General features: G+C 43.1%; 16 protein-coding genes, 2 tRNA genes and 1 pseudogene. 11 read left to right on the plus strand and 8 right to left on the minus strand.

What is annotated here, in order from left to right; all coding sequences use genetic code 11:
* The 4 genes and pseudogenes from LW728_RS20745 to brnA form a co-directional block, all read left to right on the plus strand.
* A pseudogene (locus tag LW728_RS20745) lies at positions 1–230 on the plus strand (hypothetical protein); the annotation flags it as partial.
* Positions 231–501: 271 nt separating this feature from the next.
* Positions 502–2328 (plus strand): peptidoglycan DD-metalloendopeptidase family protein, encoded by a 1827-nt coding sequence (locus LW728_RS20750; RefSeq protein ID WP_287768030.1) that lies wholly within the window; start codon positions 502–504, stop codon positions 2326–2328.
* A 91-nt stretch (positions 2329–2419) separates the two neighbouring features.
* Positions 2420–2493 (plus strand) — tRNA-Met (locus tag LW728_RS20755).
* Between the two features lie 310 nt (positions 2494–2803).
* Positions 2804–3028: a type II toxin-antitoxin system BrnA family antitoxin gene (gene brnA / locus LW728_RS20760; protein ID WP_002759052.1), complete on the plus strand. Its 225-nt coding sequence runs from the start codon at positions 2804–2806 to the stop codon at positions 3026–3028.
* A 125-nt stretch (positions 3029–3153) separates the two neighbouring features.
* Here the strand turns inward: brnA and LW728_RS20765 are convergent, their stop codons facing one another.
* Complete coding sequence (locus LW728_RS20765) at positions 3154–3996, minus strand: methyltransferase domain-containing protein (protein WP_002803187.1); 843 nt, start codon at positions 3994–3996, stop codon at positions 3154–3156.
* Positions 3997–4204: 208 nt separating this feature from the next.
* Between LW728_RS20765 and LW728_RS20770 the strand changes: the two genes are divergently transcribed.
* The 3 genes from LW728_RS20770 to LW728_RS20780 all read left to right on the plus strand — a co-directional run bounded on the left by LW728_RS20770 (position 4205) and on the right by LW728_RS20780 (position 7631).
* A complete protein-coding gene (locus LW728_RS20770) occupies positions 4205–5410 on the plus strand; it encodes an FAD-dependent hydroxylase (protein WP_287768011.1) in 1206 nt (401 codons plus the stop codon).
* Positions 5411–5503: 93 nt separating this feature from the next.
* A tRNA-Pro gene (locus LW728_RS20775) sits at positions 5504–5577 on the plus strand.
* Positions 5578–5708: 131 nt separating this feature from the next.
* Complete coding sequence (locus LW728_RS20780) at positions 5709–7631, plus strand: S9 family peptidase (RefSeq protein WP_287768012.1); 1923 nt, start codon at positions 5709–5711, stop codon at positions 7629–7631.
* Positions 7632–8146: 515 nt separating this feature from the next.
* Here LW728_RS20780 and LW728_RS20785 read toward each other — a convergent pair.
* The 3 genes from LW728_RS20785 to LW728_RS20795 all read right to left on the minus strand — a co-directional run bounded on the left by LW728_RS20785 (position 8147) and on the right by LW728_RS20795 (position 13692).
* Entirely contained in the window at positions 8147–9676 is a 1530-nt protein-coding gene (locus tag LW728_RS20785) for a hypothetical protein (RefSeq protein WP_287768015.1), read from the minus strand.
* Positions 9677–10132: 456 nt separating this feature from the next.
* Entirely contained in the window at positions 10133–12268 is a 2136-nt protein-coding gene (locus tag LW728_RS20790; protein ID WP_287768016.1) for an O-linked N-acetylglucosamine transferase, SPINDLY family protein, read from the minus strand.
* Between the two features lie 140 nt (positions 12269–12408).
* Positions 12409–13692, minus strand: a complete 1284-nt coding sequence (locus LW728_RS20795) for an aspartate aminotransferase family protein (RefSeq protein WP_287768019.1) — start codon at positions 13690–13692, stop codon at positions 12409–12411.
* A gap of 126 nt (positions 13693–13818) precedes the next feature.
* On the opposite strand from LW728_RS20795, the gene LW728_RS20800 reads away from it, so the two are divergent.
* Positions 13819–14877, plus strand: coding sequence for a potassium channel family protein (locus tag LW728_RS20800; RefSeq protein WP_002803175.1), 1059 nt, complete (start codon positions 13819–13821; stop codon positions 14875–14877).
* Here the strand turns inward: LW728_RS20800 and LW728_RS20805 are convergent, their stop codons facing one another.
* Together LW728_RS20805 and LW728_RS20810 are read right to left on the minus strand one after the other, a co-directional pair.
* Positions 14878–15288, minus strand: a complete 411-nt coding sequence (locus LW728_RS20805) for a PIN domain-containing protein (protein WP_287768022.1) — start codon at positions 15286–15288, stop codon at positions 14878–14880.
* Complete coding sequence (locus tag LW728_RS20810) at positions 15285–16049, minus strand: hypothetical protein (protein WP_287768025.1); 765 nt, start codon at positions 16047–16049, stop codon at positions 15285–15287. Before LW728_RS20810 ends, LW728_RS20805 begins: the two co-directional genes overlap by 4 nt.
* Before the next feature lie 212 nt (positions 16050–16261).
* Between LW728_RS20810 and LW728_RS20815 the strand changes: the two genes are divergently transcribed.
* Together LW728_RS20815 and LW728_RS20820 are read left to right on the plus strand one after the other, a co-directional pair.
* Positions 16262–17581 (plus strand): type IV pilus twitching motility protein PilT, encoded by a 1320-nt coding sequence (locus LW728_RS20815; protein ID WP_287669019.1) that lies wholly within the window; start codon positions 16262–16264, stop codon positions 17579–17581.
* A gap of 90 nt (positions 17582–17671) precedes the next feature.
* Positions 17672–18418, plus strand: a complete 747-nt coding sequence (locus LW728_RS20820) for a circadian clock KaiB family protein (RefSeq protein ID WP_287669022.1) — start codon at positions 17672–17674, stop codon at positions 18416–18418.
* Here LW728_RS20820 and LW728_RS20825 read toward each other — a convergent pair.
* A complete protein-coding gene (locus LW728_RS20825; RefSeq protein WP_002751038.1) occupies positions 18415–18627 on the minus strand; it encodes a hypothetical protein in 213 nt (70 codons plus the stop codon). The genes LW728_RS20820 and LW728_RS20825 overlap by 4 nt on opposite strands.
* Positions 18628–18698: 71 nt before the next feature.
* On the opposite strand from LW728_RS20825, the gene LW728_RS20830 reads away from it, so the two are divergent.
* Positions 18699–20360, plus strand: a complete 1662-nt coding sequence (locus LW728_RS20830) for a M14 family metallopeptidase (protein WP_287768027.1) — start codon at positions 18699–18701, stop codon at positions 20358–20360.
* On the opposite strand, the gene LW728_RS20835 is transcribed toward LW728_RS20830, so the two are convergent.
* On the minus strand, positions 20355–20822 hold the full coding sequence (locus LW728_RS20835; protein WP_002803164.1) for a retroviral-like aspartic protease family protein: 468 nt from the start codon (positions 20820–20822) through the stop codon (positions 20355–20357). The genes LW728_RS20830 and LW728_RS20835 overlap by 6 nt on opposite strands.
* Between the last annotated feature and the right edge of the window lie 134 nt (positions 20823–20956).

The following is a 20956-nucleotide window of genomic DNA, read 5'->3' on the forward strand; positions in this document are numbered from 1 at the left end:
CACCCCACACCCCACACCCCACACCCCACACCCCACACCCCACACCCACGAAAAACTTTTTGCCGCAAACCCTAATTATTGCCCCCCCAATAGCTATCGTTGCTCTTTTCGAGCAGCGAATCATTAATAATTTCTTTCTAAACGGCAAAACCGATAAAAAATTTCTATCAAAAAACTGGCAAAAATTGGCAAGACGAAAAATGCTGATCAGCTTGGAACAACTGAGATAGAGCATCGTCAATCTGGACATTCAAAATGTCACCAACTTGCCGTGATCCCGGTGCTAATGGTCAGAGGGAGACTTGCATGATTTCAAAATCTAAGTTAATCTCTCCTAAAAGTCACCTTTAGGTATTTTGACTAAAAAGTAAAGTTGTCTAACTTCTACTCTAGCCTCAAGGCTAATGCTGAAAGCTAGACCCATCGGCTTAATCGACTGGCTCTAGCTAACTCTTTACACCACAGGAGGTCTGTTTGAAAGAGACTTTTATCCACCACCCCATCACATCCGCTACCCCAGAAAAGAATTGCACCGCTGAGTCTAACCGAGTCCGTTACTCAGTTGCTCTGCTGGGATTAGCACTCTCTCTGGGAGTACCTAGCATTCTCAACTCCACCTCAGAATCAGCCCAGGCCGCCAATTCTGTACCCTTAGAATGGGAAGTGATCGACCTGTCCCAAAAAGCCAAAGCTGCGGGTAAAGAACTCAAAGAACCGCAGATAATCCCATCCCAAGCACTGGCCACCGTCAAATTCATCGCCACATCAGTAGTGGAGCATCAGGTAAAACCGGGAGAATCCCTGTGGAGTTTAGCCGACAGCTATCAAACCACCCCCACAGCGATCGCTAACAGCAATAATCTCTCCCCCCATTCCGATTTGATTATCGGACAAACTTTAAAAATACCCACTCCTGAGCAGTTGCCCTCGGCAGCCCCGGCAGCAACTCCTGAGCAGTTGGATAGTTCCTCTGCTAGTCTCCGTCAAACCCGTCAACGTCTCCAAGAAAGTTTGGCCGCCTTACGGACCGAGGAAACCCCCCATCAGTCCCATTCTGGGGAAACAGTAATCGTTACTGAAACTACCGCTCTCGTTCCCGATAATTCGCCAACTAGCGTCGAGATTCCCGTTATCGCTCCCGAAGAATCCCCCCAACCAACTAGCCAGGTGATCCCGATTCCCGTTCCCACCCCTGAAAGCGATCGCCCGATAGCCACAATTCCCCTTAATCCTCCCTTGACAAGCAGACCGGAAATTCCCAGCTTTGCCCTACGAAATCCGGCTCCTGTGACTGAAATTCCCGCCGTTCCCAATCCTAGGGTCATAGTTCCCCCAGAAAACCAAGTTTATCGGGTTCGGCCCGGGGATACCTTAAACACGATCGCTCGCGCTCTCGGCATTACCCCCGCCGAATTAGCTAGGGAAAACGGCATTGACAACCCCAACCGGATTAAAGTTAATCAAACCCTAGTGGTTCCCGACCGCTCTGCCACCGCTAGAGTTAATCAAAATCTTACTCCCTTGGTCGGCGATCGCCCTAGGTTGTCCTTTAACCCCAGTAATCGACAAAATCCGCCCGCGGAAACTGTCACCACGGAGACGGAAGAATTCCCCGAAAATATCACCGGCAGCTATCGGGAAAGATTGCGCCAAGAGGTGGCTAATCTGCGGGAAACTAACCTTTCGGAAACCCAGAAAAGTATCGCTATTCCCGTCGATAATCCCGCAGAAACTGTCGAGGATCGGCAAATAACCGCTAATCCCCAATGGACCGCCCTTCGTTCGCGTTCTAACCAAAGCACCCCCCCCCAGATTATCGGTTCGGCTCCTACCAATGTGGAAGAATATAATGACCGCCTACGAATTCCCGTCGGCGAAACCGTAGAACCTTCCCTTCCTCCCCTCGCTAATCCTGATGAGCATTTACCTAATCCCGCCCCTATTTTTACCGGCTTTATCTGGCCCACCAGGGGGGTGTTAACCTCCGGTTTCGGTTGGCGCTGGGGCAGACCTCATCGCGGCATCGATATCGCCGGTCCAGTGGGTACACCAGTTGTGGCGGCGGCCGCCGGTGAAGTAATCTCCTCCGGTTGGAATTCTGGCGGTTATGGCAATCTGGTGAAACTGCGTCACCCCGATGGTAGCGTCACTCTCTATGCCCATAACAGCCGTCTGCTGGTGCGTCGCGGCCAAACTGTTCAGCAAGGCGAGCCAATCGCCCACATGGGCAGCACCGGTTTTAGCACCGGCCCCCATCTACATTTCGAGGTTCACCCCTCCGGCCAGGGAGCAGTCAATCCCATGGCTTTCCTGCCAGGCAGACGTTAAAGATGCCCGCAAAGGGAAGAAAAAATCTTCCCTTTTTTGCTCTTGTGCAATCGGGTGATTATGTGTTATGATTGATAACTGTGTAAACAACGGCTTAGTAGCTCAGTTGGTCAGAGCAGGGGACTCATAAGCCCAAGGTCGGCAGTTCAAATCTGCCCTGAGCCATTGGACAAGATCCAAGAAAACCAGCAAGATTATAGTCAGGGGATATCTCGTTCCCTTTTACTTGGGAACGCTCCCTTCAGGTTCTACCTGATAACTTTTTACTGATAACAGCAGCAAGGGAATTCCAAAATTTATTATATCAATTGTACTATAAATTTTGCCGATACAGTCACTACCATAATATTATGGTAGGATCGCCTAGGGGTCAGTGAGTTTATCGAACTGCGTGCGCCCAAAATGTCCTATAGATATTTCGACCAAATTGAGATGCAGCCACGGAAACGCTCTAGACCTGAAGAGGTAAAAATTTATGAAAGCTGAAGATTTTGACCGCAAATTTGATGATGGAGAAAATATCATCGAATACTTGGATTTAACTAAAATTAAACGTTCTAATTCCGAGGAACAAACAATTGCGTTTGAGTTTCCCTCATGGATGGTAGAGGCTCTTGAGCAAGAAAGTCAGCGTCGTGATTTACCGTTACAAGCTATTGTCAAAGACTGGATTGGGGAAAAATTGGCGTTGTCAAATTGAAAGATGATCCGAATCAGCACCGAAACTCAAATTACTTTGATAGCAAGGATTGCATTGCATCTTTCCTATTCTGATCTGACAACGCCTAATTATCAATCGCTGCACTGTAATCATCGCCAAGCTGATTATTTTTTCCCTTGCAGTAGGCCAAAACGAATTAAACCCGACTCGTAACCGCGCCGCATTAACCCTAAAGATAAAGCTCCTTGGATAGTAGTGTAACCGCTTGCTAACAAACCAGCGATCGCATCTGTGCTGAGGGCCGAGTCAATCACCACATCCCAAAAGGCCGCCACCGATAGGGACCAATCATCGGTTTTTAGGTCTTGAAAGCCAACTTCACGGGCAATATCGGCGTATTCTGGCAAAGAAATCACATAGGGCAGACAATAAACCTGATAAATCTCGTTTAATAGTTTAATCTCCCCTTCCGTTAAATTACCGGCCAGGGAAGTGGTGGGACGATGACACCAAGTAGCCATCAAAAAAGTCCCTCCGGGCTGCAAAACCCGATAACATTCCCGCAGAAATTGCCTTTTATCGGGCATATGTTCGCCACTTTCCAATGACCAGACCAGATCAAAATTATCGTCAGGAAAAGGGGTTTTTAGGGCATCAGCCACACAAAAACTGACTTGTTCTTCTAAATTGAACTCTTGCGCTCTTTGGCTGGCTCTAGCGGCTTGTACCGGGGAAAGGGTAATCCCCACCGCTTGGCTGTGAAATTTTTCGGCCAGATAAAGACTACTGCCACCAATACCACAACCTACATCAAGAATCCGATTAGCACCGGTGACATGACCCCAAGTTAATAATTCTTCTATTAAATCAATTTGTGCCTGACGGCGATCGAGTTTAATCTTGCCGCCGCGACCGTAGTAACCATGGTGCATATGTTCGCCCCAAATCCTTTCCCACAGTCCACTAGAGGAGTCATAAAAATCGGCTATTCGTTGATAAAGTTCCATGGTGATTTCCTAGTTGACGAGGGGCGCTCTTGCCAGAGAGCCAAAACACTTACTTAACCCTAACCCGAAACTCTCGGCAAAGGACAAAACCCTTGAAAGTCTATCAATGGCTAGGTGGGGTGAAGACCATCAAACCCGACAGCAACCCCGAAAATCGTGTCAGAATAGATCATTGTAGTCACTGATTATCTTTGAGAAAAATATTTATATGTTAGGACGGGACAGCTACGATTTAATCATTGTCGGGGGCGGTATAGTCGGGACCACCCTAGCGGTGGCTTTAAAAAATACAGGATTAAATATCGCTATGATCGAGGAACGTCCCCTAGAGGTGGCCGCCTCCCGTCGTCAAGCTTATGCCCTCTCGCTGATGTCCAGCCGAATTTTTACAGGCTTGGGTATCTGGGATAAAATCTCGCCCAGTATCGGTAAATTTCGTCATATTCGCCTTTCTGATGCCGATTACCCGATTTTTGTCCCCTTTGTGGTCGATGAGCTAAAAACCGATTATTTGGGCTATGTGGGCGAACATCAAGTGATTTTAACCGCCCTGCACAAGGCCAGCCAAGATTGCGATCGCATTGACTGGTTATCCCCGGCTAAAGTGTTAGAAGTGGAGTACGGAGCAGAAACAGCCACTGTCACCCTGGAAGAAGCCGGTCAAACCCGAAAAATCACCACAAAATTAGTCATCGGGGCCGATGGGGCCAGATCCGCTATCCGACAAGGGGCGCAAATTAAAACCAAAGGTTGGAAATATTGGCAATCCTGTGTCGCTTTCACCATTAAACATCAACTCGATCGCAACGATACCGCCTTTGAAAGATTTTGGCCCACCGGTCCGATGGGCATTTTACCGCTCCAGGGTAATCGCTGTCAGATCGTTTGGACAAATCCCCATGGGGAAGCGAAAAAACTGCAAGAAATGCCCGAAGCGGAATTTATCAAGAAATTAGAAGCATATACGGGGGGATTACTAGGAAAACTCGAATTAGTTAGCTCCCGCGCTCTCTTTCCCGTACAGTTAATGCAGAGTGATACCTATGTTAAACCCCGACTGGCTTTAATTGGTGATGCCGCTCACTGTTGTCATCCCGTCGGTGGTCAAGGTTTAAATTTAGGCATTCGCGACGCAGCTGCTTTAGCGCAGGTATTAAAGGAAGCAGTAGAAAAGCAAGAAGATATAGGATCGCTTTCTACCCTAAAATCCTACGAAAAATGGCGTAGATCGGAGAATTTAGCGATTTTAGGCTTCACGGATTTTCTAGATCGCCTGTTCTCCAATAACTGGCCGCCTATCGTTGTCATCCGTCGTCTCGGATTGGCAATGATGCGCGGTTTCCCCCCGTTGAAATTGTTTGCCCTGCAATTAATGACGGGATTAAAAGGACGTATTCCCCAATTAGCTAGATAGCCGGCCACTAATTCCGGGGATGGGGGAGAAAGGAAGAAAAAAAAAAGCTTGCAAAATGCTGCGATTATCGCTATGATGGTTAAGGTTCAATATCGGGGCGTAGCGCAGCTTGGTAGCGCACTACTTTGGGGTAGTAGGGGTCGTGGGTTCGAATCCCGCCGCTCCGATTTCAGAAAAACAGAGAGTCAGGTAGGGATGCACCCAATCCCTACTTTGTCCTGTTTACTCGAAATTTTCTTAATTTATCAGCCTTTCTGATCAAGTTAGTTCACCATTAGGATCACTGCTCTAGGAGAAAATGTCTAATCAAATATCAGCTTACGGTTCCTGGAAATCACCGATTACCTCCGATCTAATTGTGGCAGAATCGATTAGTCTTGGCGGTGTAACTCTAGATGGAGAAGATATTTATTGGTTAGAAGGCAGACCACAGGAAAAGGGGCGAAATGTTTTAGTTAAATTAAACCCCGACGGCACAACCACAGAAATCACCCCAGCACCTTTTAATGTGCGAACTCGTGTCCATGAATACGGGGGAGGTTCCTATCTAATTGTTGCCGGAATTATCTATTTTTGTAATTTTGCCGACCAAAGAATTTATCGCCAAACTGCTGAGAGTTTACCCCAACCTCTGACCCGAGAAAATTCCTGTCGTTATGCGGATTTAATTCTCGATGAATTTCGCAATCGTTTAATCTGTGTTTGTGAAGATCATAGCCAAAAAGATCGGGAACCGGTTAATAGTATTGTCAGCATCGATGTGGATACGGGAGAAATAGAAACTTTAGTATCTGGCGATGATTTTTATACCTCTCCTCGCCTAAGCACCGACGGTTCTCGATTAGCTTGGATTAGTTGGAATCATCCTAATATGCCTTGGGATAGTTCTTTTCTCTGGGTGGCGGATATTAATAATCTTTATTTGAGTAATATTCGGGTCATTGCTGGTGGTGAAAATGAGTCGGTGTGTGAACCGCGCTGGTCTGCCGATGAACAGTTATATTTTACCAGTGATCGCAATGATTTCTGGAACTTTTATTGCTTTAAACACGATGAACAAATAGAAGCGGTTCTCAAACCCATCGAGGCTGAATTTGCCTATCCTCATTGGGTTTTTGGTTTATCTAACTACGGTTTTGCTGGGGAATCCCAGATTATTTGTAGCTATACAAAAGATGGTCGTTGTTATTTAGGAAGTATCGATACTGTTAATCGAGAATTTCAAGAAATTATTACTACTGATACTAACATTTCTTCCCTACAAGTTAGGGAGAACAAAATAGTTTTTATCGGCGGTTCTTTCAGGGAAGTAACGGCGGTTATCTCAATGGATTTAGCCACAGGAACGAGAGAAGTTCTCAAATCTTCCAGTAATTTAACTATTTCTAGCGATTATTTCTCGATTCCGGAAATGCTCGCTTTTCCCACCAGTCAGGGACTAACTGCATTTGCTTGGTATTATCCCCCCAAAAACCCCGATTATACCGCCCCCAATGGCGAATTACCGCCCCTTTTAGTCAAAAGTCACGGTGGACCGACGGCTGCGGCCACCTCTAGTTTAAGTCTGCGGGTGCAATACTGGACCAGTCGCGGCTTTGGCTATCTAGATGTCAATTATGGCGGTAGTACGGGTTATGGTCGTCAATATCGTCAGCGTTTGCTGGGAAATTGGGGAATTGTCGATGTGGAAGACTGCATCAACGGGGCAAAATATTTGGTTAATCAGGGATTAGTCGATGGGGAAAGATTGGCAATTTCTGGAGGCAGTGCCGGGGGTTATACAACTTTAGCGGCCTTAACTTTTCATGATACTTTTAAAGCAGGAGCTAGTTATTACGGAGTTAGTGATTTAGAGGTTTTAGCCACCGATACCCATAAATTCGAGTCGAGATATTTAGATAAATTGGTGGGACGTTATCCCGAAGAAAAGGAAATTTACTATCAGCGCTCGCCTATTCATTTTACCGCTCAGTTATCCTGTCCGGTGATCTTTTTCCAAGGTTTAGAAGATCGGGTAGTTCCACCCAATCAAGCGGAAATGATGGTAGAAGCTTTAAAAGCGAAAGGTTTACCCGTTGCTTACGTTCCCTTTGCGGGAGAACAACACGGATTTCGTCAAGCTGAATCGATAAAACGAGCATTAGATGCAGAATTTTATTTTTATTCCCGTCTCTTTGGTTTTACTCCTGCCGACAATTTAGAACCCGTAGAAATTAAGTAGTCGTGCCAAGTTAATTTCCTAGGTCAGTAATCGGTGAACAGCAGATATAGACCTAATATTATCTAAAGACTAAAAGTCTTTCTAGTTAAGAAACTTCCCCGAATAGAAATGATTTTAATTGCCCCATGTTTTTCTTAGTCGCCTACCCACGATTCAGACATATTTGAGGAGAAATCGAGCAAATAGGTCGAGTTCGTAACTATTCTGATTGACTGGTATCATTTGAAATGACTACACAGCAATCTGCTCATAAAATTGGCCGATTGTCAACAGCGTTTGAGATGCGCTTACCCTTTTCTAGGTTGGCAGTGGTTGCTTGACCAAGAACAAGAGGTAAGGCAGCGTAGGATTATTTTTTAATGTAAATACGAACTCCTTGAACTTCATCAACTAGCCGATAATTTTCATTGATAACCTTAGCGATTTCAGGAAAAACTTCGTGTCCCTGAGTTTCTCTATCGGTAAAGAAAAACATTCTTGGAGCTACAGCATCAACAAATAACTTAGCATTAGAATTAATTCGCCGGTACCAAACCCGTGTCAACATATAGCTCTGATGCCCATCCCCAGACCGCCATAGATTCACCAGGAGAAGCATACTTGAGAATAGTTTTAGCAATCGGACTAAGATAATTTCTAGCAAATCTTCTGCGATTATTAAGGTAAACATTATCCGATTTTATTATTGTGGCAACTTCTAAAAAACTACTAGCAACTGTAATAAAAATGACACCTGTTAAAAGAGAGAAGTTGAAGTTTGAAAGAGTTAATTGCGACACCTGTAATACTTGTGCCAGTTCACCTATAAAAACACCGATGAGAAATCCACTAGGTATGATTAGAAACAGCAAATAATGAGTAAACCCGTTCCCCGGTCTGATAATTGAATAACTCGATGCTGCCCAAATAAATAAACTGTAATAGACAAAGCAAAATGTCTGGTACTTTTCTTGATTTTGGCTTAAGGAAACACGCTTTAATATTAGAAATGGTACTCCTAATATCAAGACAATTGCTGTTAATAAAAATAATATCTGTGTATCTGGCACTCCTCTTAACATCCGAAGAAATATGATAATTTTTCCGAAAAAGCTTAGTTGATTTACGTTTCCCATCAAACCATGAGTAGAATAAATCAATAAATTCTGTTCTATGTAAGATTTCCAGAAAGCATCATATATTGAGAAAATTGTTAGATATAGTATGACCAGAGCGGAGAACAACATTCCCCCAAGAAAGAAAGCAGCAAGACTCCTGATGAATTGACCTCTCGCGCTGCTTTTTAGCCAGAGGATATGCAAAAATATACAAGCAATTGAGAAAGCTATAGGAACTGACTGAATTTTGGCAAAAGGAGTAGTTCCCAGGATAAAACCCAAGGCAAATATCAGCCGATTAGGATTAGATGAATTACCAGCATAATATTTACAAACGATTAACAAAGCCACACTTAATATTGCCACCGAAAAATGTTCACTTGTATAATGCACATAGTCGAAAAATGTCATGAAGGCGACAGTGGTAACCACAGGAACTATTGCTAGGCGAGAAAGGCTCTTATCGTAGAGAGTGGATAAGGCATAATAAAGACAAACAATAGCAGCAATGATCATGATTAAGCCGATCACACGACTACTAGCATATTCAATTCTGAACCCAAAAAAAGCTGGTAGAGTCAGAGGATAGACATTGAGTGGTCCAGATGAACCTGTATCTACCGCACGCCAGAAAACTGGATCTTTCAACAGTTTTATTGCACCCGAGGTAAATAGTGCCTCATCGGGGTTTAGCATTGGTGGCAAGAAACCTGGCCAGCGTGCTGCTAAAATAAAAGTCACTAAGGAGATAATAAATATTAGATTTGACAATAAAAATTTCTGTATCTTACCCGTGGGAGTTGTCAGGAATATGAGAGGAGCAAAAGCGCAAAAAATGAAGATAATAAAAGTGACTATTACCGATATTCTGTAAATAATTGACAAAGATTCAACATTTGCCAAGTTACTCAGTAGCCACCACCGTAAATCAATTTGGTTATTTACCATTTTTTCACCTTTTAGGGATCAATATACAAGTATTTTTTCTTTTAGACGATTTTGCACATCATTGGGAGAGATTTTTAACTGCTTCTGCACCGACTTAGGAATGATAAGTTCCTAATTCATCAAGCTTGTTCAGAGGGAGCATCTCATTTGTGCAAGTGAGTAATTAGGGTATGCTGAATATTAATGGAAGCATTACTAGAAACCAGTTTTGGGACTTTTTTAGTCAAAAAAGTGCAAGAAATAAACCTTGAGAAATCGATCCGAGGGACTCAAAATCCTTGCACTTTCATTCGACTCCCGACGACCGACTCCTAACCCCAGCAACAAACTTTTTCAGCAAACCCTAATTAATTGGCAAGAGTTCTATTAAATCCTCTGATCTTTTTAAACTCCCCGACGCTGAATTTTTCCTGCCCCGATTCGATACTTTATTGATTGCGAATAACTTTCTCATTATCAATTTCCCTCCCAGATTTTTAAATAAGCATTTTCCATATTTTGGGCGAATTTTTTCCCTTGCCAGAGGGGAGCTGTGTCACGATTTCCTAACAGTTGATGACTGATGTCTTGACGAAAGGAACGATCGAGTCCTAATTTTACTCCCCAGTGGATATATTCTACCTCATTCCAGCCAATTCCGGCTTCAATACCAGCATTAATCATAAAAGTATAACTATTGCGGGCGGAAAATTGTTCTCCTACCAGTGTAACTAAAGGGATTCCTTGCCATAAAACTTCTAAGGTGGTGGTAGCACCATTGTAGGGGTAGGTATCTAATACCACATCGGCAATCTGTAAATTAGCGCGATGGGTATATTCATCTATATCTCTCGGTAAAAACCGCAATCTTTGGGGATTAACTCCCTCGCGAATCGCTATTTCAGTAAATAATTCTTGAATTTTTTCAGTCTTACCGACTCCCTTAATCAGAAAATAACTATTAGGCACTTGTGCGAGAATTTTCATCTGAAGTTTAATAGTATCAGGATGGCGTTTCATGCCACTTTGTGCGGAAAAATAGATGGTAGCATCGGGGGGAATTTCTAAATCTTCTCGACGGAGATTGGGAGTGCCGATTTCAAAACCATCCACTGCTAAATATGTCTCTGGTAAACGATAGATTTTTTCTCGATAATATTCCTCCGCTTGCTGGGGTAAAACGTAGGGATCGGCGATATAGTAATCTATAGTTGCTAATCCAGAAGCATCCCAACCTAACCAAGTCACTTGTTTTGCTGCGGGTTTCAGGGCCATAATCTGATTGGTGAAATTATGGGTTAAACTATCTAAATCTACTAGAATATCTATCCGATCCTGTTGAATTTGTTGGGCAACTTCTAGGGGATTTTGAGCGTAGGGAAAATGACGGATAATATCTCGGCTATCCCGGAACCATTGACGGGTAATTTCATCTTCTTCTTGGTTAATAGTATAGATGGCTATTTGCAATTTTTCTCGATCATGATGGTGAATTAACCAACGACTTAACCAAGCGACAGAATGATGTTTTAAGGTACTGGCAAGATAACCAATAGTTAGTTTTTCTGAAGCTTTTTCGTTTGTAATTAAAGGAGTTTTAAAACTATTATTATCAAGAAAAATTTCGGCGACGCAATTAGTTAATTTTCGGTTGGCTAAGGCTCGATCGCCTAGGTAGGGTAGGGGACTAGAAACATTGAGAAAGCTAGTTTTAATAATCGGTTCTAGAGTAATATTTTTCCGACGGGTTAATTCCTGTAATAAATCATGATATTCTTGATAAATATGATCAATTTCTTGCCAAACTCCCCAGCGCAAAAGTATTAACAAAATTAGATAATTACTGTATAACTTTAGGGTTGGGGTTAGACAAATTTCTCGCAACTGATAGGCAGTTATCAAAGAATTATCAAAGTCTTCTGCTAAAATATAGAGGTTAACCAATTGTTCCAAAAGACTCAGATCATTAGGTCTTAATTGCAGACAAAGTTTAATAATTTCTACTCCAAAAGCGGGACTTTGTTGCTCGTTGGTGACTCGTGCTGATATCTGAAAAGCTTGCGGGATAAAACTATCGGCTAATTCCCCTAGGTAAGGTAAACTTGCTTGAGCTAAATCTAAAGTTAATTCATGGGGATATAAAAGACTTTTGAGAACTACATTTAAAAGCAATTCTCGATCAGGATTATATCTGAGATTCTCTTGAATAGGATAATTAAGTAGTTCTCCTGGAGCGAATATTTCTAAATCTAAAGCTAAGTCGAATAAAGCTAATAAATTATTAATTGACTTGGGAACAATTTCCTGTAGATGATAGCGAAAATATTCTACAGCTGCCAGATCACCTTTTCTTTGTTGTCGTCGCGCTTCTGCGTCTAAAACTGCTTCTAATTCTGCTTGCCATTGCTTAACTTCTTCCGGATTACCTCCCCTGAAAACATTTTGCCACATCACCTGTGCCTCTGCTTCTAAATTTTGCAGAAGATAGGCAACTCCTAAGTACCAATAGTCAGAAATATTTTCGGGATTGTTATCGATTAGTTCCTCGTAGATTGCCGCAACTTGGCGATAATTCTCGGCAATTAAAGCTTGATAAGCGTCAGGATGCCACATAAATCAGTTATCAGTAAACAGTAACCAGTAATCAGCGAAAAAGTGACAGTTAGGGTGATAAAGCTCAAAAAGAATTGACTCATAACTGGGAACTGTCAACTTAAAACTTACATCTGATAACTGATAACTGATAACTGAAATTAAAACACTTTAGCGATGGCTGCTTCTAGCTTATCCATAGCCTCATCTACTTCTGTTTCCGAGACGATTAAAGGAGGTACAAAACGGAGAACTTTCGGACCTGCGGGGGCAATTAATAAACCCTCTGCCAAGGATGCATTAACAATAGTAGATGAAACTAACTCACTTTCTGAATTAATTTCCAGACCATTAATTAAACCCCAACCGCGCACATCAACAAATAGATGGGGATATTGAGAAGCAATCACGCGTAAACGGGCCCGTAATTGTTCCCCTCGCTGCTGGACATTTTCGAGAAGATGATCCCGTTCAATGGTTTGTAATACTGTTAAAGCTGAGGCACAAGCGAACGGATTACCTCCAAAGGTACTCGCATGACTACCCGGTTCAAACACATCACAGAATTTTCTGCACATCATCGCACCGATGGGAATACCCCCCGCTAAACCCTTAGCAGAAGTGAAAATATCCGGTTCCACTCCTAAATTCTCATAACCCCAGAGTTTACCAGTTCTTCCGACTCCCACCTGTACCTCATCAAAGACAAGCAAAATGTTATTTTCGTCGCAAATTTGCCGTAAACGTTGGAAATATTCGATATCTCCCGGACGAACTCCCCCTTCACCCTGCAGCGGTTCCAACATAATCGCGGCCACACGACGATTACCCTCATCGAGATCAGCGATCGCATTTTCCACCGCTTCGATATCATTATAGGGAATATAGGCAAACCCTGGCATCAGGGGTTCAAAATCTTTTTGGTACTTCGGTTGACCGGTTGCGGTGATGGTAGCTAAAGTCCGACCGTGAAAACTAGCGTGAGCGGTTAAAATCACTGGCTGTTCGAGGAAATCTAGAACCGTATGGGCATATTTCCGCACTAATTTAATTGCCGCTTCGTTCGCTTCCGCACCAGAATTACAGAAAAAGACCTTATCAGCGCAGGAATGATCGACAATCCATTTAGCTAGTTCCCCTTGTTCGGGAATATAGTATAAATTCGAGACATGATGGAGTTTTTGGATTTGCTGGCTAACCACTTCAATTAAAGCAGGGTGCGCGTGACCGAGGGTACAGGTGGCAATTCCCGCGACAAAATCAAGGTATTGTTTACCGGAAGTATCCCAGAGAAGACAGCCTAACCCTTTGGCGATCGCAATGGGAAAACGACCATAAGTATTCATCACATAGCTGTTAAAACTATCTGGATCGAAGGGTTGATTCGGGTTTAAATTGGGAGTGGGATCAACTAGGGTTGGTTCTAAAAGGGTTTCTGGACTCACTGGGGAACTCCTGCGCGATTAGACATAGGGGAAATTATAATCAAATCCGTCTGAGAAGGACGGGTTATTTAGATTAAAAACTGATTTCATTGTAAGTTACTAGACAGTGTTAGGGGTGAATTTTGCTTGTCTATCAGTGAAGATAAATATCGTCGTCTGCGTCAGGAATTAATCGGGGGAATTTTTGCCCTGATTGTGGTATTTTTGCTGGGTACGCTTTGGTATCATCTGATCGAGGGTTGGAGTTGGCTAGATTCGGCCTATATGACGATTAGTACCCTCGCTACCGTCGGTTTTGGCGAAATTAATCCCCTAGGTGAACGGGGACGATTGTTTACAATGGTTTTGATTATCATGGGAGTAGTCAGCATCGGTTATATTGTTAATCGCTTGACCGAAGCTTTAATTCAAGGCTATTTTCAAGAGGGACTCAAACAGAGACAGGAGAAACGCTTGATCGATCGACTATCAGAACACTATATCATCTGTGGTTTGGGTCGCACGGGGAGACAGGTGGCGATCGAATTTTACGCCGAAAATATTCCTTTTGTAGTCATTGATACAGACCCCCTACAGGTAAATCGGGCCAAAGAATTAAATTATATTGTTGTTCAAGGAGATGCCACCTTAGATAAATCTTTACAAATGGCAGGAATTGAACGCGCTATTTGTATTGTGGCCGCTTTAACTTCCGATGCGGAGAATTTATATACAGTTTTGTCTGCTAAAACTCTTAATCCGAAAATCCGCGCCATTGCTAGGGCCAGTACCGAGGAAGCAGTACAAAAATTACAACGGGCCGGGGCCGATGCGGTAGTATCTCCCTATATTACCGGCGGTAGAAGATTAGCGGCCGCGGCCCTACGACCCCAGGTGATGGATTTTGTCGATGGGATTTTAACCGGAACTGATCGATCATTTTATATGGAAGAATTTTTAATCGATCCGCGGACTTGTCCCTGTGTCGGTTTAAGTCTTAGTCAAGCACATTTAAGATCTCGATCGGGGGCCTTAGTTTTGGCTATACGTCGCGCCGATGGTACGCTAATCGGGGGACCCACTGGCGATACGGAATTAATGGCCGGGGATCTGTTAATTTGTATGGGAACGGCCGAACAATTACGCAGTTTAACTCAGATTTTAATCCCCATGCGATCGGATGGTTTACGTTTACCGAAGCATTAGTTAAAGAATCGATAAAAAATCGGCTGGTAGCATTGCGGGAACAGGGGAAACAGCAAAATCTCTTAGGTTTCGCGTTATGATTATTTCTAGCTTTTCCGATTCAGCAACGGCACTGGTAACGGCATCTTCAAAATCTTTCATCTGACTTGCCAATGCTTGCCTAATTATTGCATCTGTCACCCTAGCAACTTGCAAATTCTCTAGAAGACTTATCACCAACTTTCTTGAGACTTCTCTTTCGTTTTTTCTAGACAAAATATAATAAATATTGGTGACGGCATGACCAGAAATATATCCTTGAGTTTTACCTGTCTTAACTGTATTTAATGCTTGTACAGATGCTTGAAAATGTGGTTCACGCTTATCCAAAACATCTAGCAATACATCACTATCGAATAGGACTCGTTTCACCGATACTTCTCCACTAAATAATCAATATACGATTCTTTTGGGTCTTCTGGTCCTAAATCGACAACCCCCACTAAGTCTCTTGTCCAAGGATCAAGATCGCTTAAGTCATCTGTTAGGGAATGAGAGGTAGTTTCTGAGGATACATTACTAGGATTAAATCGCTCTTGAATTCTGAAAATTATTAAACTACTATAAGCTCTCAATTGGGTGACTAAAGATTTGTCAGTATCTTGGAAATATTCGGTTATAGTACGATTAGAAACCGATAGAGCATTTTTAGCTCCCTGGTAAATTTGCTCTAATTCTGAATCGGCAAACATATCAATAAACACATCTATGGTTTCCGAGAGAATGTGTGAACCTTCCACCACTCTGATTAAATCGGCTTTTTCTTCACCAGTCTTTCCCTCATTGATCTGAGCAAGGCTGATAAATAATTGATTATAGGCAGTAATTTGATTAGTAAATTGGTCTATATATTGGATTAACTCCAGTGCTGAATCCTCATCTCTATACTGTTTCCATACCTGAAACCATAATTTATCAATTTGATAAAATATATCGGCTCTTGCTTGATAAGTTTTAGAGTTATCTTTAACTTGCTCAACTAAAATCTTAGTTTCTTGTAGTAAATTATCCAGTATTATCCGATCGGAATCGGTGACAATTTGATCGAGTTTATCTGTAATATTTTGCAGATTTTCTAACAAAAGTTGTCCTAAATTTTCCCGTTCGACTGAAGTTTGCAGACTATTCATCATATTTACCTCTCCTAAAACGGCTCTTCTAGGTTCTGTGTGATAAGTTTAACTTACATCGGATCGATCAATCTTTGTGTCCTTTGTGTCTTTGTGGTTCGTTCCACCCCCTCGCTAGGAGGAATGTATCTTAGCCTCAATCTATCAGCCTTGCAGCTTACTTAGATAATTTGTACTATAGAGTTCTGGCATAATTAATTTTTGAGAGTTCAAAAATGAGTCAAAATCCCAATTCTTCCTCGCGACCACTACAACCGCTGCCGGTTCCCTCCATCCCGATGCCTCCCTCGGAGTTAATCAAGGGAACCACACCAGAGATAAATCAAGAAATGAGCCAAAAGGTGGCGACGCAGGTCAAAAAAGTGCCAAATATGCCGCAAAATGGTCAAATTTCACCTTCAAGTCCTCCCCAAAGTCGCGCTCCCAGTCAGGCTGCTTCTCCCCAAACCCCACCCCGGCCGGGCCGAGCTCCCAATCAACCCAACTTAGAATATTTGATCCAGTTTGCCTTTGATCGGGGTTATTCGGACGTTCACCTGGGAGTTGGAGAACAACCCCGGATGCGGGATCGTGGCGAAATGATTATTCTCGACTATCCTGAAATTGACATCAACACTTTTTATAGTTGGTTACGCGAAATGCTCGGTGAAGAAGAAATCCTTCGCTTTAAAAAAGACCTAGAATTTGACGGTGCGACTCAGTACGACTTCGCTAGGGTGCGGATTAATATCTTTGAAAGTCTGCGCGGTCCGGGGATGGTTTTGCGTCTGATTCCCATGAAAATCCCCACTATGGAACAATTGCGCTTACCGATGGTCTTCCGGGATGTGTGCGATGTGCAGAAGGGATTGATTTTAATCACCGGTCCGACGGGTTCAGGGAAATCCACCACCCTAGCAGCCATGATCGATTACATCAATAAAGAACACCCCAAACATATTATCACCATCGAAGACCCGATCGAATTTGTCCATGAAAGTCGTCGCAGTTTGATCAAACAACGGGAAGTGGGAATACACACCCATGAGTTCGATAATGCCCTAAAAGCCTGTTTGCGGGAAGACCCAGATATTATTCTGGTGGGGGAGATGCGGGACAAATCCACCGTTAATACTGCCCTGAAAGCTGCCCAAACCGGTCACTTAGTCCTGGGAACCCTGCACACCAACAGCGCTGTAAAAACCCTTGACCGGATTTTAACTCTTTATAGCGCCGAGGAACGGGAATCGACGCGGGTGGCGATCGCAGAATCTTTAGTTTGTATTATCTCGCAGGGTTTATGTCGCACCACCGACGGTAAACGGGCTGCTTTTTACGATATTCTCGTCAATACAGATGCCATCAAGGATTACATTCGCAGCGGCAAAAATGACGAAATTGTTGAATTAATGAAAGACGGCGAATACCACGGCATGATTACCACTAATCAATCCCTGTTTAACCTCTATCAAAAGGGACGGATTACCGAGGAGGTAGCCTTGGCCATGTCCCCAGTCCCCAATGAACTGGCGATGATGCTCCGGGGTAGAATCTAGAAAAACCCTGAAGGAAATTCTTCAGGGGTCAAGAGTTTAGTAGTCTAGAAAAATAGAAGCTCCTATTTATTCTTTACGGGAACCCCTCAAGTGGCTACTTCTGCGATTGTGTTGCCCGATATTTTTAAAGGCATCGCCCTGTTTACCCCCGGGGGCGACCTAATTTACTGTATCGATCCTAATAAACAAACTCATTGGCATCTGAATCTCTGTGCTGCTCTCCAGTCCGCTTTAGGGTTGCCAGAACCACCCCATTTTTTAGTTCCTAGTTTTACCGCTACCATCGATCGCTGGCGAGATCCCTACAGTCACCGTATTCATACTAGAGCCGAAGTCTATCCCCTTGTCCGTCGCTATCAGCCTTTATTAAATGCTATTTTCGCCACGGACGAGCGAGCTTGGTTTACTGTACCTTGGCAGGAACAATCCTCTAATCCCACTATCTTAGAAACCTATCGTCAGCAGTTTCCCCAGCTTTGGCAATCCCACGATCTGATTCTCCGTTATCAGGAGCTTCCCGCGGCTACTCCGGTGATTGGTGCTGACTCCGACTATACTAACCCTAGTCCCAAGGGTTATGTTTTGCGGTTATTTGTCTCCGGCAATAATGCCAATACTAAACACACCCTAGAATCGATCCATCAGCTTCTGGAACGAGAATTACACCATCCCTATACCCTGAAAGTGATCGATATCTCTAAACATCCAGAACAAGCAGAATCTAATCATGTCTCTGCTATTCCCACTTTAGTCCGGGTTTGGCCGCAACCAGTGAAACGCATCATCGGCGAATTTGAGGATTTACCGCGAGTATTGCAGATTATCGCCACCGCTTAGGGTTTAAAGACTTCTGACTCGATTCCTCGCCACCATTCGCCCAATTTCATTAAGTCTTGCTGAATATCATCCAATTCTTGGATGTATTCCTGTTGGGAAAGACTGGCACGACGTTCTTGCAGTTTTTTGAGACGCAATTGCACCAACAGCCAAGGCTTGGAAATACCGTTAGTTTCTTCAATGTAGCGAGCGATATCTTGACTATCCATAGTTTTTTACTGTTATTATCCCATATTTTGTCAAATTAACCCAAGAATCCTTTTTTTAGTTGCAGAAGATTATGTTTGATTTTAGCCACTATTACCCCTACGCCGAATTAGTTTCTTTCCTCAAAAACCTAGCCTCATCCTATCCTAATTTAATTAGCCTCACCTCGATCGGTAAAACCTACGAAAATCGAGATATCTGGTTAACTACCCTAACAAATCAAGCCACAGGCCCCTATTTAGAAAAACCTGCCTATTGGATTGATGCTAACACCCATGCGGGGGAAGTAACAGGTTCTGCCGTCGCTCTCTATACTATCTCTCATCTTTTGAGCCAATACGGTCATAATTCGCCAATTACCAGACTTCTTGACCATTACACTGTCTATATTTTGCCGCGATTAGCCGTGGATGGAGCAGAAAAATATCTCACCACTCCCTATATGTTACGATCAAGTATTCGCCCCTATCCCCACACGGACGAGAAACCGGGGCTATATCCTGAAGATATTAACGGCGATGGTTTAATCTTACAAATGCGCCAAAAAGATACCTGTGGCGCTTGGAAAATTTCTGAACAATATCCTCGCATTATGGTGCGTCGCGAACCGGAGGAATTTGAGGGAACTTTTTACACTTTGCTCACCGAAGGTTTAATCCGCGATTACGATGGCTATAATTTTACCACTGCCCCCACCCTAGAGGGCCTAGATTTTAACCGCAATTATCCCGTTTATTGGGTTCCTGAAGGGGAACAACAGGGGGCTGGAGATTTTCCTTTTTCCGAGCCAGAAACCCGTGCAGAAGCCGAATTTTGGGCAAATAACACCAATATTAATGGCTTCGTTACCTATCATACCTATTCGGCAGTCATGTTGCGTCCCTATAGCACCCATCCCGATGAATATTTCCCCGTGGAAGACTTAGAAATGTATAAATATATTGCTGATAAGGGAAAAGCAATGACTGGTTATGAATGCGTTTCTGTCTATCACGGTTTTCGTGATCATCCCAAAGAAGTGATTAACGGTGCCATGGATGATTATGGTTACGATCATTTTGGTTGGTATGGTTTTACGGTGGAGTTATGGGATGCACCCACCCAAGCGGGAGTGAAAAAAGATGATTATATTCAATGGTTTCGCTGGCATCCTTTTGAAGATGAATTGAAGTTACAGCGTTGGAATGATGAGAATTTAGCGGGAAAGGGTTTTATTAATTGGCAAAGTTTTGATCATCCCCAATTGGGAGAGGTGGAAATTGGCGGTTGGGACTTTAAAAATGTCTGGCAAAATGCCCCAGAAAAGTATTTACCAGATTTATGTGAGAAACAATGTCAGTTTACTATTGCCCATGCTTTAATGTCACCTCTTTTAGCTATCTCTCGTCTCGATCTTAAGTCGGAGGGCAATGGTATTTATCATCTGGTTTTACAGTTAGAAAATCAGGGATTCTTACCCACTTATACCAGTAAAAAAGCACTGGAAAGAAAGATAGTTCGTCCCATTCAAGTCAAGTTAAATTTGGTCGATGATGCAAGTTTAATAGTGGGAAAATTAGAGCAGGAAATCGGTCACTTAGAAGGGCGATCAAATAAAGTATATAGTAGTCTCGCTCACGGTTTAGATTATCGCTGTACGGTGGAATGGGTAATTAAAGGAGTTTCTGGTCAAGAAATCGAGATTGTCGCTATAGCTGAAAGAGCCGGAACAGTCAGACAAAAAGTTACTTTATAGAGCTATTTTGTTCGATAAAATTGTTAAATAAGTCTCGTTGGATTCCGTGGGTAAAACTCGCAATTTTTGGCCGCGAAGCTCTGGTTCTAATCCCAAAGCTTCTAAAGGAATTACTCCTAATAAATTGTTTTGACCTCCGGGTAATTCCCAACATTCAAAAGTGCCTTCTCGTCCAGCGATAATCAAGGTGGCATCGCGAAAAATTCTCACTTTTCCTATGCCTTTAGCCGTAGCCACATCTACTTCTTTTAAAAGCTGTAAACCCAAGCGGGAGATTACTTCTGGCACTAGACAAAGAGTAGTTGCTCCCGTATCCACCAAGACATTTTCTAGGGTAAGAGAGCGAATTTGATCGGGAGAAATCACAGCCGCTGCTGCTAAAATTTGATCGGCGCGATTGATAACTGTAATCGTGGTGTAGATTTTGCCCATATCTTCTGCAATAATTGCTGGCTCAACCATAATACTAGCCTCAATTCTACCCCTAATTAGGGTTTGCTGAATAATGGTAAAAACCTTACAGGAAAGGGCTTTTAGCTTGATTGAGAGCTTCCCAAATGCACTTAAATCTGCTAGAATCTCTTAAAACCCTTGCA

It is taken from the genome of Microcystis sp. 49638_E5 (assembly GCF_021300285.1).
GTDB lineage: Bacteria > Cyanobacteriota > Cyanobacteriia > Cyanobacteriales > Microcystaceae > Microcystis > Microcystis aeruginosa_C.